This window comes from Chitinophagaceae bacterium (assembly GCA_030053935.1).
Lineage (GTDB): Bacteria > Bacteroidota > Bacteroidia > Cytophagales > JASGCU01 > JASGCU01.
The window spans coordinates 1-2,975 of record JASGCU010000148.1; the positions used below are offsets into that span (position 1 = coordinate 1).

Genomic DNA, 2,975 nt, shown 5'->3' on the forward strand with positions numbered 1-2,975 from the left:
TCTCTCTCTTTAACACTCCAAAATTATTACTCTGGATTTACATGTAAGTATTTATTACACTTTATCTCATAATGATATTATCACAAAAACGACCCGCTGTATTTTTAGATAGAGACGGAGTTATAAATGAAAATGTAGAAACTCTGACCCTTTACAAAGATTTTCATTTTATAAAAAAATCGGAGGAGGCAATAAGGCTTTTGAATACAGCTGGGTTCCTGTGCATAGTTATCACCAATCAATCCTTAGTGGGACGGGGAATACTTTCTTTAGAAGGATTAGAAGCAATACACAAACAGATGCAAACATCTCTCAAAGAATATAATGCTTACATAGATAAGATATATTTCTGTCCCCATCACCCACAATATCAACCCGAATGCGTTTGCAGAAAACCAGGTATAGGTATGATACAAGAAGCATATAGAGATTTTAATATTGATACATCTCGTTCTTACCTCGTGGGAGATGCTACCAGAGATATAAAGGCGGGTATGGATGCGGGACTAAAAACTATCCTTGTAAAAACTGGGTGGGGTGGATCTGATGGGCATCATTCTGTGCAACCCAATTATATTGCAAATAATTTATACAGTGCGGTAGAAATTATTCTCCAAAAATATCCCCGAGCATAATTTTCATTCTTCTATCATCTCAAAAAGAAAGAACTGAGTGGGTATATTCTCTAAAAAATTATTATCAGATACAAAGAGCAAGGTTTTATTTCCGTTATTCATGGGTTTCCCTATGGTTGCTCCTTCAATATTTTCTATAAATATTCCTGTGGTTCGGAAGTCATAAAGGAGCGTTTTAGTGAGTATTTTGTTTGTAGGAAGGTCTTTGAGAGTTTTTGTCTCCTTATTCTTGTCTAATTGGATTTGAAATATTTTTATGATACATCCGCGTATCCCGTTAGAATATGATCTTTCTGTAAGCCATAAAGTTTCCTCTTCTATATGCAGAATATCCACAATTCCATTTATTTTGTAGCTATTTTTCGGTATAGGGGAGTATGCTATTGGGTCTAATGGATACGCATAGATGGACGAAATGTTAGGATTGTATAAGTCGATTTGATATATGCGAGAGAGGGCTTGATTGGCAGTATCAGCTCTCTCTCCATCTTCTATGAGGGGTTCTTCTAAGGCAAAAAACAGGTTTTTATATTCTGAGTCAAAATCAATACTTTCAATACTTCCATTTTGTCTTGGTCCGGAGAGTAATTCCATTTTCAAACTGGATGGGAGAGCAATTTGTTTTACAAAGCTTCCGTCTTTTTTTTGCACTTTTATAAATGGGTCAGAAAAAAAAGTATCGGTTGCTGAAAGGATTCTTTCCCCTTCGCTTGACCAAAAAAGAGATTCTTCTACGCTGTGGTAACGAATGGATTCTGGATCTGGTCTTGGGCTTTTATAGATATTTCCTGTTTCGTCTAATAAAAAAGAAACATTCTGAAAAACAAGAGTATCTATCTGCTGGTCTTTTATTTTTATTTGCAGAGTATAAAAATGAGGCGCATTAATAGTCCCCCTATCATCAGATATAACATAGTAAATATCATGTTTGGAATCATAATCTATCCCTGACAACCCTCCAATAGTAGTATTTTGAAAAGAAGTATTGTAAGGTATTTCATAAAAATCTAAAAATCGTATGCTTCTTTTCTTTTGAGAATACACAAAGAACGATAGAAGAGTACAAAAAAGTATCAAAAATGGTTTCATAAAATTTCTCATGCAATGTCTTTTATATGGTATAATACGAGGTTTTGTATAGGGCTTTGGATAATATTTTGTATGGATATGTTTTTTTCTGATGCTATCTTGTGTAAGATATCTGAAAAATAAAATGCTATAGAACCCACAAAAAAAACAGGTATCGTCTGATAATGAGGGTAGTGTAATAAAATGGAGTCAAAAAAAGCACGAATGCTCCCCGATACTATTTGATAGAGTTCGGGAATTGCTCTATGAGTAGATAAAAACTTTGTATAAGAGGCAATGTACTTGGATGGGTATGGTTCTTTATATACATTTTGTAAGAGAATTTCTTCATTGAGAGGATACGTAGAGTGAAAAAGATGGAGTACCTCTTGTGGGAGCTGTTTGCGTATTATTTTGTTCAGAAGTATCTTTCCCATTGCCACTCCACTGCCTTCGTCTCCCAGTATATACCCTAATGAGGGGATACGGTCTATGATATTTTTTCCGTCATAGAGACATGAGTTAGACCCCGTTCCCAATATACATACTATTCCTCTTTCATTTCCACAGGCAGCCCTCGTAGCCCCCATAAGGTCATGCGCTACTTCTATGGAAGCCCCTTGAAAAAAAAATTGAATTGCTCCTTTTACTATCTCTTTGTTTCTATCAGAGCTACAGCCCGCACCATAAAAAAAAACTTTTTTTATTTCTCCTCCCTGATGATGTCCTATTTTGTTTGTTTCTATTATTTTTTTCAAAACTTCCACAGATTGCACATACGGGTTAAATCCTTCTGTAGACAACTCTACTATTTCATTTTTATTTTGTATGGTTCTCCATTCTATTTTAGAAGCACCACTTTCTGCTATCAGTATCATTCTATGCGTTTTTATTAACTATGGTGGTATGTAATACAAAAGTATACTTTTTTAGTATTAAGTGTATAGTTTCATTACATTAGTATATAAATAATATCATAAAAAAAATAAAAGTATTTCAGTTTTCTTCTCATTTAAATTATTTTTTACGCTTTTATTACCTAAACAATCTTAAAAATAAAAAAACTATTGCTTTTTAAGGGTGTATCCTTGTAATCTTGTTATAAAAATGCCACAACAACACAATCAAAAGGTCATAGCACCGAAATATTGGTAGAAGATGCGGGAGGTCAAAAACTCCCCTCCTTTGGAGGGGCTGGGGGAGGTCAAAATATACCTATTACTTCTTCAACCTTATTTACCAACAAAATACGGTAATTTTGAATTTTTAGAA

General features: G+C 34.1%; 3 protein-coding genes. 1 reads left to right on the forward strand and 2 read right to left on the reverse strand.

Going from position 1 to position 2,975, the window contains the following annotated elements; genetic code table 11:
- Window positions 1-71 precede the first annotated feature (71 nt).
- Window positions 72-635 (forward strand): HAD family hydrolase, encoded by a 564-nt coding sequence (locus QM536_09735; protein MDI9357290.1) that lies wholly within the window; start codon window positions 72-74, stop codon window positions 633-635.
- 3 nt (window positions 636-638) lie between these two features.
- Here the strand turns inward: QM536_09735 and QM536_09740 are convergent, their stop codons facing one another.
- Window positions 639-1,724 carry an esterase-like activity of phytase family protein gene (locus QM536_09740; protein ID MDI9357291.1) on the reverse strand — a complete coding sequence of 362 codons (1,086 nt, stop codon included), beginning with the start codon at window positions 1,722-1,724 and terminating at the stop codon, window positions 639-641.
- Between the two features lie 8 nt (window positions 1,725-1,732).
- Window positions 1,733-2,581, reverse strand: coding sequence for a hypothetical protein (locus QM536_09745; protein MDI9357292.1), 849 nt, complete (start codon window positions 2,579-2,581; stop codon window positions 1,733-1,735).
- Window positions 2,582-2,975 lie beyond the last annotated feature (394 nt).